The following is a 10,238-nucleotide window of genomic DNA, read 5'->3' on the forward strand; positions in this document are numbered from 1 at the left end:
GACTGAAAGAGCTTAACATTACAGGAGAGCATTATGGCCGTAACAAACGTTGCTGAACTTAACGCTTTGGTCGAACGCGTCAAAAAAGCGCAACATGAATTCGCAAACTTCTCGCAAGAGCAGGTTGATAAAATCTTCCGTGCAGCAGCACTGGCTGCAGCAGATGCGCGTATTCCGCTGGCAAAAATGGCGGTTGCAGAATCAGGCATGGGGATCATCGAAGATAAAGTCATCAAGAACCACTTTGCTTCCGAATACATCTATAACGCTTACAAAGACGAACAGACCTGCGGTGTACTGTCCGTCGACGACACATTCGGCACCATCACGATTGCTGAACCGATCGGCATTATCTGCGGTATTGTCCCGACCACTAACCCCACCTCTACCGCTATCTTCAAAGCGCTGATCAGCCTGAAAACCCGTAACGGCATCATCTTCTCCCCTCACCCGCGCGCTAAAAACGCAACCAACAAAGCAGCAGATATCGTGCTGCAAGCAGCGATTGCCGCCGGTGCCCCGAAAGACATCATCGGTTGGATTGATGAACCCTCAGTCGAACTGTCTAACCAGCTGATGCACCACCCGGACATCAACCTGATCCTGGCAACCGGTGGGCCTGGTATGGTGAAAGCCGCTTATAGCTCGGGTAAACCGGCTATTGGCGTAGGCGCGGGCAACACTCCTGTTGTGATTGACGAAACCGCTGACATCAAGCGCGCTGTCGCATCGATTCTGATGTCAAAAACCTTTGATAATGGCGTAATTTGTGCATCCGAACAGTCGGTCATCGTCGTTGATGAAATCTATGACGCGGTACGCGAACGTTTCTCTACGCACGGCGGTTACCTGCTTAAAGGTAAAGAGTTGCAGGCAGTACAGGCAATTATTTTGAAAAACGGTGCACTCAATGCGGCTATCGTCGGCCAGCCAGCCGTCAAGATCGCCGAAATGGCCGGTATTACAGTCCCTGCCAGTACGAAGGTATTGATCGGTGAAGTTACCCATGCCGACGAATCTGAGCCGTTTGCACACGAAAAACTCTCTCCGACACTGGCTATGTACCGGGCGAAAGATTTTGAAGACGCAGTAGAAAAAGCGGAAAAACTGGTTGCGATGGGCGGGATAGGTCATACCTCTTGTCTGTACACCGATCAGGATAACCAGCCGCAGCGTGTGAACTATTTTGGCGACAAAATGAAAACTGCCCGTATCTTGATCAATACCCCAGCGTCTCAGGGTGGGATCGGTGATCTGTACAACTTTAAGCTGGCACCCTCGTTGACGCTGGGTTGTGGCTCATGGGGCGGTAACTCTATCTCCGAAAACGTCGGACCGAAGCACCTGATCAACCGTAAAACCGTTGCTAAGCGAGCTGAAAACATGCTGTGGCACAAACTTCCTAAATCTATCTATTTCCGTCGCGGTTCACTGCCGATCGCGCTGGAAGAAGTCGCGACTGATGGTGCCAAACGCGCCTTTATCGTCACCGACCGTTTCCTGTTTAATAATGGCTATGTAGACCAGATTACCTCCGTACTGAAACAGCAAGGTCTGGATACCGATGTCTTCTTCGAAGTGGAAGCCGACCCGACACTCAGCATCGTTCGCAAAGGTGCAGAACAGATGAACGCGTTTAAACCTGACGTGATCATCGCTCTGGGTGGCGGTTCACCGATGGATGCCGCCAAGATCATGTGGGTTATGTACGAACACCCGGATACCCATTTTGAAGAGCTGGCGTTGCGCTTCATGGATATTCGCAAACGTATCTACAAGTTCCCGAAAATGGGTGTGAAAGCAAAACTGATTGCCGTCACGACTACCTCGGGTACCGGTTCTGAAGTCACACCGTTTGCCGTAGTAACCGATGATACCACCGGTCAGAAATACCCGCTGGCAGACTACGCACTGACCCCGGATATGGCGATTGTCGATGCGAATCTGGTGATGAACATGCCGAAATCGCTGTGTGCTTTCGGCGGTCTGGATGCCGTCACCCACTCGCTGGAAGCCTACGTTTCAGTACTGGCGAACGAATACTCCGACGGACAGGCGTTGCAGGCACTGAAACTGCTGAAAGACAACCTGCCAGCCAGCTACCACGAAGGTGCCAAAAACCCGGTAGCACGTGAACGCGTCCACAACGCGGCCACCATTGCCGGTATCGCTTTTGCCAACGCCTTCCTGGGCGTCTGCCACTCAATGGCGCACAAATTGGGGTCTGAATTCCATATTCCACATGGTCTGGCGAATGCCTTACTGATTAGCAACGTGATTCGTTACAACGCTAACGATAACCCGACCAAGCAGACGGCATTCAGTCAGTACGACCGTCCGCAGGCGCGCCGTCGTTATGCAGAAGTCGCCGATCATCTGGGCTTGGGTGCCGCCGGTGACCGTACCGCTCAGAAAATTGAAAAACTGCTGGCCTGGCTGGAAAGCATGAAGAAAGAACTGGGTATCCCGGCGTCTATTCGTGAAGCTGGCGTGCAGGAAGCCGATTTCCTGGCCAAAGTAGATAAGCTTTCTGAAGATGCCTTTGACGATCAGTGCACCGGGGCTAACCCACGTTATCCGCTGATTGCCGAACTCAAACAAATCCTGCTGGATTCGTTTTATGGTCGCCCGTTTGTCGAGCATAGCGTGACTGACGCCAAAGCCACTACGGTAGCCGTCAGCGCACCAGCCAAAGCGGAAAAAACAGAAAAGAAAGAGAAGAAAGCCGTTAACTAATAGCCGTTAACCACTACAAGCATTAGTCGTCTACCAAGCCCTGTGCATACCCGTACAGGGCTTTTTTACGCCCTCACAGAAGATGCCGCCCTATCACCCTCAATCCCGCTAAACAGTCGCTAGCTGAGGCGTCCATAGGCCTGTATGACGCTGTGTATCGGTATGCCTGCACCAACTGCAAGAGAACGAAAATCAGGCCCGTAAACACCGGTTGTAAGCCTGAAATCAGAGTGATGAGTCGAGGGCGATAAGAGCAAAAAGAAAGTGTGGTGGGCTTGCCGGCAGCGATTCCCCTTTTAGGACAAAACCACCGCATTTTAAGCAACACCACACGCACGTCTTTTAGAAAAGTCGTCATGGGATGGGAAATCTTACCGCCGACATTGCGGTCATCAGACGATGGGTATCCATACACATAAAGTAACGAATACTTAATTTTTATTAGCAATATTTACCGAGGACTATAACCGGACCGATGTGCCACGCTCCGGTTATTAATAAGGCAGGCTAAATACTTAACCTATTATCGATATGGATTATTCCACCTCTTCCCGTGTCAGTCCCAGTGCGATTTTATAATGTTTACGGCATACCGATACATAACTTTCATTTCCACCAATGACAACCTGAGCGCCCTCAATGACGGGCTTGCCATGCGAGTCTACTCGCAATACGTGATTCGCTTTACGCCCACAATGGCAGACGGTTTTAAGTTCGACCAGTTTGTCCGCCCAAGCCAATAAATAATGACTGCCACTAAACAATTCCCCACGGAAATCGGTTCGCAGGCCATAACAAAGAACCGGAATGTCTAATTGATCGACAACATCACACAGCGCATTCACTTGCTCACGCGTCAAAAACTGACTTTCATCAATTAACACACAGTGAATAGTTTGCTGACGATGAGCCTGTTCAAGCACCCGGAATAAATCTGTCTGCTCGTTAAACAATAACGCGGGTGAAGAAAGACCGATACGAGAACTGACGATGCCGCTTCGCCCGGAGCGATCGTCTATTTCTGCCGTAAACACGAGGGTCCGCATTCCCCGCTCTTGATAGTTATATGAAGACTGCAACAGTGCGGTAGATTTCCCTGCATTCATCGCGGAATAATAAAAATAAAGCTGCGCCATGGCTCCTCGGTCAACGGCATTCACCGGTCAGTAATCGTTAAAATTTATTGTAACATAGGTATTGATACTGACGAGGGTTTAGTCATACCACCTGTGTTGTCAGTACCACAATCATTCTGTGGTTTAGTAATATTGAATGCGCCATCGTGGTGCTCAAAGAAACTATCGCTACGCTTGTGCATGGCTATTTCCGCTACAGAGCACGCTAACAGAATGTATTAGCTGGTTTGTTAGAAATTTATATTGCCCGTCTGATACGTGATTTTCGATTTAAATTTGCTAAATTTTAACAACCTGACAATTTTGCCTATTGCAGAAAATAAAACAGCACTCTATTATCTCTGTACTGTCACCGATAATATTTATTTTGAGATTAATCCAATGAGCGAAGCACTTAAGATTCTAAACAACATCCGCACTCTGCGTGCCCAGGCAAGAGAATGCAGCCTCGAAACACTGGAAGAAATGCTGGAAAAGCTGGAAGTCGTGGTTAACGAACGTCGTGAAGAAGAAAACCAGGCTCAGGCTGAAATTGAAGAACGCACACGCAAATTACAGCAGTACCGTGAAATGCTTATTGCTGATGGCATTGACCCTAACGAATTACTGCAATCTCTGGGTGCAAACAAAGTCGCGGGTAAAGCTAAACGTGCTGCACGTCCGGCTAAATATCAATACACCGACGAAAACGGCGAACTGAAAACCTGGACTGGCCAGGGTCGTACGCCTGCAGTTATCAAGAAAGCCATCGAAGAACAGGGTAAATCCCTGGATGACTTCCTGCTGTAATTCTCAGTTTAAAGAATAAAATAAAAACACCCCTTTAAAGGGGTGTTTTTTTATGCCTGATTCGCTAAACCAAACACTCGCCCAACTATGCTCTCGCCATACTTCGAACGACCAGCTACTGGCTTTTTACTTGCCTCACCTTCACTCGTTCAATAATAAGCCTGTCTTTGTAGCGGTGTACTAGCTGATGCCTTCACTCAGGTTTGCACACCCTCAGCCGTTTAACCGACTGAGGATATGCACTGTTAGCTACGTTCGTTACTCCGAATCACTTATCTGAGTAAGCTCATCGGGATTAAATGAGAGACATGCTGTCTCTCACCGGAGGCCAGCCGTTGGCTGGTTAAATCGCTCCTAACGAATTTGTCACTCTCTCACTTACCACAGTCCTGCAACCTACATTATTTGAGGTATACAGAAGGGAAGAAGCGGATTAATTAGCGTCTTCTTCTATCGCGTCTTTCAGCCACTGGGTAAAGTCCTCACCCAGCGCGTCGTGACGAATACCATATTCCACGAATGCGGTCATGTATCCCAGTTTATTGCCGCAGTCGTGACTTATCCCTTTCAGGTGATAAGCCTCAACGGTTTCTTTTTCCATCAGCATGGCAATAGCATCTGTCAGCTGAATTTCATTCCCCGCGCCGGGTTCCGTTTTCTTCAGCAGATCCCAGATCTGTGCAGACAACACATAACGACCCACCACAGCCAAATTAGACGGTGCTTCTGATGCTTTGGGTTTTTCCACAACCCCAACCATAGGTGCACTGTCACCCGGCTTTAATTCTACGCCTTTACAATCCACCACACCGTAACTGCTCACGTTTTCCACCGGCTCAACCATAATCTGGCTATGGCCCGTGCTATAAAAACGTTGCAGCATTTCACTGAGGTTGTCTTTCTTCAGATCAGATTCATATTCATCGATGATGACGTCCGGCAAAATAACCGCTACCGGTTCATCACCCACTAAAGGATGTGCACAAAGCACTGCGTGCCCTAATCCTTTCGCCAGCCCCTGACGAACCTGCATAATAGTGACATGCTCTGGACAAATAGCTTGAACTTCTTTCAACAACTGACGCTGAACACGTTTTTCCAGCATAGCTTCCAGTTCAAAGCTGGTATCAAAATGGTTTTCTATTGAATTTTTGGAAGAATGTGTAACCAAAATTATTTCATTGATACCGGCAGCAATACATTCATTAACTACATACTGGATTAACGGCTTATCGACCAGCGGCAACATTTCTTTGGGAATGGCCTTAGTCGCAGGCAACATACGTGTTCCCAACCCGGCCACTGGAATGACCGCTTTTTTTACTTTTTTATTAACAGTTGACATAAACAGCCTCGTATATATCGTTCAAATAATGAGCTTTATTTGTCCGGCGCATAAAACCGCGAAAGTATATCAGGTTCAATGCGTGATGCTCGTCCAATCTGGATCTGTGATGAGAAAAATCATAGGCAACATAGTAGGGGATAAAGAATAATTACGATAGATAGACAGAGTCTGAAGTGCAGGGAGACTCGCCGCTATCGGATTAGTCTGTAGACAACATCAGACGCAGACGACCGCCACTCCCCCACATCTGACACTGCCATGATGCGCACGGGTAACTCATCTGATTAAGATAAGCTGCATCTAATGTGCCTAACGGTACGCCGTTATTCAGCCCAATATTCTGATCTTCAACACTTAACGTGGCATGTAGACCAGCGGAAATCAGAATCAGTCGTTCCAATTCACGATGGTAATACCCCACCAGTAAAGGAAACTGCCCTTGCAGATTCGCCTGACGCAATAATTGGTTGACCTGATTAAGCAATACCGATAATTCAGGTAAGCGACGCTGCTGATGCGCCAGATGCTCCTGCAAAAGACTGTTGAATAACGCACGCAACAGTAATGCCGCCAGCACACCGTGATTATTAGCAGCCTGCGTCACATCGAGACAGTAGAACGCCAGCTCGTCCTCAGATAACGCCGCGATATCAAGCACCAGTCCTGGTCGGTCTGCCGCCATTAATTGCCGATAGTTAATACGGCAATGCGCCAGCGTCTGCTGGACCGGTGGTTGTAACTGCTCCAGAAGTTTCAACGCTGCCCCTGGCGACTGGTTTAATGTATCCAAATCACGCATCAGTTGTTCTACTTCATTCGCCTGCGAAGTAAACATCGTCGGATATAGACAGCCCATCACCGACTCACGCAAACGCGTGTAATCATGCAGGGGTTTGAGCAGGACATCCTGCACGCCAAGGCGTAATATTCTGGCGACATCCGCCAGATGGCTGGTGGCAGACACCACCAGTACTGGCGTTGTGGTATCGTACAACCGCAAGCGTTCAACGAATTCAAAACCGCCCATCATAGGCATATTGAGATCGCAAATAATCAGATCGGGTGGCTGAACAGCCATTTTTTCCAGCGCTTCTTTGCCGTTACCTGCCTCATGCACATCCGCGCCCAGAGATGTCAGATAACCAGCCAGCACAGAACGGAAAACAGCTTCATCCTCAACCACCAAAATGTGTTTTCCCGTCAATGGTTGTGCCATCAGCGACCCCTTGAAACGCTTATTATCATTCGTTGCCGAATCCTAAATCGAAAACTTTCCTAGATGCCCCGGTTGACCAGCGGTAACAATAACTCCCGCTGTTTTTCTACCGCCGCTCTGCCGGATTCAATAGCCTCTCCCGCCCGATGAAAATCCAGCGTGGCAATTTGCGGACAATAAGGTTGAATCAATACATCAGGGGGATCACCCGCCATACGGTTCATTTTCAGGCGATTCTCCAACACCTGTATAGAGGTACTCATTATCTCCATCGCGGTGGGCGTCACCTCCGTATGCCGACGAAAGCGGTGAGCTAAACGATAGCGAATACGCTCACGCCATCCGCGCGGCGGCGTCATTTCTTGCTCTTGCGCTGAAGCCATTTTGGCAGACAGCAGGTTATGCTGCTGCAAGCTGGCGTCATGCTGCAAATCCACCGCGATCACCACATCAGCCCCCATCGCCCGCGTCAATGAAACCGGGACCGGGTTAACCACGGCGCCATCCACCAGCCAGTAACCATTCAATTGCACCGGTGCCAATAACCCCGGCATGCTGCAGGACGCTCGAATAGCTAAATGTAAGTCACCTTGTGTGAGCCATAGTTCCCTTCCTGTACTCAGGTTAGTCGCTACAGCACCATATTTGATAGCACACTCTTCAATATGTTGCGTAAGTAGCAAATGCTTTACGTGGTTGAAAACACGATCGCCCCGCAATAATCCACCACGACGCCAGGAAAAATCCATCAATCGGATAACATCCCAATAGCGGAAACTGTTTACCCAACGCGCCATGCTATCCAGGCGGTGTGTGGCATAGGCAGCACCAACCAGCGCGCCCACCGAACATCCAGCAACGACATCAGGGAAAATCCCCAACTCCTCCAGTGCATTCAGTACGCCAATATGCGCCCATCCCTTCGCGGCACCAGAACCCAATGCCAGACCTATTTTTACCTTCCGCATGGTGTTCCTCCTATGTCTTATTCTAGGCGGTGTCACACAATCGTGTGTGACAGTTATCGTGCGTGACAGTTGCTGATGGTCATTTCACTGCAGAGTACGGCGGGATGCGATATCGTCGTGACGTTCTTAACGACGTCAGATGATTGCGGCCGACAAACCGTATTGGGTAACATACCCCACGCCTTATCGATGGTGTCTTAATTAACTAACGTTATTGCAGAATTTTGCAGGAGATATTGTGTCCGAATATTGCCCATGCGGTAGTGCCCAGCCGTATGAACGCTGCTGTCAGTCGTACCTGCGCCATGACAGTCAGGCACCCCACCCTGAGTTGCTGATGCGTTCACGGTATACTGCTTACGTCAAACAAGACGTTGACTATCTGGTCGCCACCTGGCATCCGGACTGTCACGCGGAAAACTGGCGCACCGATATTGCCGCCAGTTGCGCCGATACCCATTGGCTCGGTCTGCAGATACTGGATGTTACGCCGGGAAACACAGCAGACGAAGGGTATGTGGAGTTCGCTGCCAGTTATAGCTCAGCCGACCATCCAGACTCCCGGATATTGATGAGAGAGCGTTCTCGCTTCCTTCGCTGTCACGATCGCTGGTACTATGTCGACGGCGTTCACGTGCAAACCGGCAGGAACGATAGCTGTCCGTGCGGCTCCGGCAAAAAATACAAAAAGTGCTGCGGACAATGATACCTTGATTACGGCGGTGATTCCGGCATCGCGTAACAGCAATACTTGATTTATGTTTTGGACAGGATCCCAACTCCATGCAATCCCAGAATATCCAAAGAAAAATTTTACGGACAATCTGCCCTGATGCAAAAGGGCTTATCGCCAAGATCACCAACATCTGCTACAAGCACGAACTGAATATTGTGCAGAATTCGGAATTCGTTGATCACCGTACCGGTCGTTTTTTCATGCGTACGGAATTGGAAGGCATTTTCAATGACACTACGCTGCTGGCCGATATGGACAGCGCCTTACCGGAAGGTTCCGTGCGCGAGCTGAGCAGCGCCGGGCGTCGCCGTGTCGTCATTCTGGTTACGAAGGAAGCACACTGCCTTGGCGATCTGCTGATGAAAAGCACCTACGGCGGTCTGGATGTTGAAATCGCTGCTGTGATCGGTAACCACGACACGCTGCGCACCCTGGTAGAACGCTTTGATATTCCGTTCCATCTGGTCAGCCATGAAGGCCTGACGCGCGAAGAGCACGACCTGAAAATGGTCGCGCAGATAAATCAATACAAACCGGACTACGTGGTACTAGCGAAATATATGCGAGTCTTAACTCCCGCGTTTGTCCAGAACTACCCTAACCGGGTTATTAACATTCATCATTCGTTCCTGCCAGCCTTCATCGGCGCACGTCCATACCATCAGGCGTATGAGCGTGGCGTGAAAATCATCGGTGCAACGGCCCATTACGTGAACGACAACCTGGATGAAGGCCCCATCATCATGCAGGATGTGATTAATGTTGACCACACCTACACCGCCGACGACATGATGCGTGCCGGCCGCGATGTAGAAAAAAACGTACTGAGCCGGGCGCTGTATCATGTTCTGGCCCAGCGCGTGTTCGTGTACGGCAACCGCACTATTATCCTGCGTTGATTCGCTATCCTACGTTGATTAGCACTTCGCCGCCCTTCGCCTACGATTGCATCGGGCGGCATAAAAAAACGGCAAACGAACTTGTTTTTGTTTTTTCAGCCTTTACAGGGGCGCGGCATTTGATATGATGCGCCCCGCTCAACACGAAAGAGCAATCAGGCCAGTGGTGGGGTTCCCGAGCGGCCAAAGGGAGCAGACTGTAAATCTGCCGTCACAGACTTCGAAGGTTCGAATCCTTCCCCCACCACCATCTCTACCGCGTTTATCGCGACTCACTGAAATCCATCACGTTGTTATTCCCCGACACATTCATTCTTACAAAAACCAATCAATCGCCAAATAACGACATGTCGCAGCAAAACCGATGCGGCCTCGTGCTGTCCTACAGCGATGTTATCGTCAGTGTTACC

8 protein-coding genes and 1 tRNA gene are annotated in these 10,238 nt (G+C 49.5%); 5 read left to right on the forward strand and 4 right to left on the reverse strand.

Annotated elements, in window-relative coordinates; translation table 11 throughout:
* Positions 1-33 precede the first annotated feature (33 nt).
* Positions 34-2,736, forward strand: a complete 2,703-nt coding sequence (gene adhE / locus DZE2538_RS09775) for a bifunctional acetaldehyde-CoA/alcohol dehydrogenase (RefSeq protein ID WP_038916227.1) — start codon at positions 34-36, stop codon at positions 2,734-2,736.
* A 536-nt stretch (positions 2,737-3,272) separates the two neighbouring features.
* Here adhE and DZE2538_RS09780 read toward each other — a convergent pair.
* Complete coding sequence (locus tag DZE2538_RS09780; protein ID WP_019845056.1) at positions 3,273-3,872, reverse strand: thymidine kinase; 600 nt, start codon at positions 3,870-3,872, stop codon at positions 3,273-3,275.
* Positions 3,873-4,253: 381 nt separating this feature from the next.
* On the opposite strand from DZE2538_RS09780, the gene hns reads away from it, so the two are divergent.
* A complete protein-coding gene (gene hns, locus DZE2538_RS09785) occupies positions 4,254-4,661 on the forward strand; it encodes a histone-like nucleoid-structuring protein H-NS (protein ID WP_012769908.1) in 408 nt (135 codons plus the stop codon).
* Between the two features lie 433 nt (positions 4,662-5,094).
* On the opposite strand, the gene galU is transcribed toward hns, so the two are convergent.
* From galU to rssA, 3 genes are all read right to left on the reverse strand, one after another.
* Positions 5,095-6,006: a UTP--glucose-1-phosphate uridylyltransferase GalU gene (gene galU, locus DZE2538_RS09790; protein ID WP_023639748.1), complete on the reverse strand. Its 912-nt coding sequence runs from the start codon at positions 6,004-6,006 to the stop codon at positions 5,095-5,097.
* Between the two features lie 202 nt (positions 6,007-6,208).
* Positions 6,209-7,225: a two-component system response regulator RssB gene (gene rssB / locus DZE2538_RS09795; protein WP_023639749.1), complete on the reverse strand. Its 1,017-nt coding sequence runs from the start codon at positions 7,223-7,225 to the stop codon at positions 6,209-6,211.
* A gap of 59 nt (positions 7,226-7,284) precedes the next feature.
* Entirely contained in the window at positions 7,285-8,193 is a 909-nt protein-coding gene (gene rssA, locus DZE2538_RS09800; RefSeq protein ID WP_026357945.1) for a patatin-like phospholipase RssA, read from the reverse strand.
* Positions 8,194-8,431: 238 nt separating this feature from the next.
* Here rssA and DZE2538_RS09805 point away from each other — a divergent pair, with 238 nt between their 5' ends.
* The 3 genes from DZE2538_RS09805 (at position 8,432) to DZE2538_RS09815 (ending at position 10,078) form a co-directional block, all read left to right on the forward strand.
* On the forward strand, positions 8,432-8,899 hold the full coding sequence (locus DZE2538_RS09805) for a YchJ family protein (RefSeq protein WP_038916228.1): 468 nt from the start codon (positions 8,432-8,434) through the stop codon (positions 8,897-8,899).
* Between the two features lie 77 nt (positions 8,900-8,976).
* Positions 8,977-9,828: a formyltetrahydrofolate deformylase gene (purU, locus tag DZE2538_RS09810; RefSeq protein ID WP_019845050.1), complete on the forward strand. Its 852-nt coding sequence runs from the start codon at positions 8,977-8,979 to the stop codon at positions 9,826-9,828.
* 165 nt (positions 9,829-9,993) lie between these two features.
* Positions 9,994-10,078, forward strand: a tRNA-Tyr gene (locus DZE2538_RS09815).
* Positions 10,079-10,238: the final 160 nt, after the last annotated feature.

This window comes from Dickeya zeae NCPPB 2538 (assembly GCF_000406165.1).
GTDB classification, from domain to species: domain Bacteria; phylum Pseudomonadota; class Gammaproteobacteria; order Enterobacterales; family Enterobacteriaceae; genus Dickeya; species Dickeya zeae.